Below are 257 nucleotides of genomic sequence, written 5' to 3'. Positions count from 1 at the left end.
CAGCAGAAGGCACTGGCCTATTTGATGAAGCCAAAGGATAGTGTGGTGGCCGCTCTCAACAAAGGGACAGGCACCACAATCCGGAAGATGGTGGTTCCGAATGTGGCTAAGCTTGAACCGCAGTATGGGTTGGCCGAAGAGCTATACGACCGATACCGTACTCTGGAGGCTGTGGACGCGCAAGTAGCTCTACAGTTTCCGGACCGCAAGGGCGACGCGTACGCCCGCACAGTTCAACAGATAGGAGAACTGAAAAC

1 protein-coding gene is annotated in these 257 nt (G+C 54.9%); it reads left to right on the top strand.

What is annotated here, in order from left to right; translation table 11 throughout:
• Nucleotides 1–21: 21 nt before the first annotated feature.
• Nucleotides 22–257: hypothetical protein (locus AC1RPU_RS08340; RefSeq protein ID WP_481769703.1), on the top strand; the 236-nt coding region annotated here is incomplete at its 3' end.

The organism is Dellaglioa sp. CoH-55-MRSF-7, from assembly GCF_056782235.1.
This window is presented reverse-complemented; position numbering and strand designations above follow the sequence as displayed.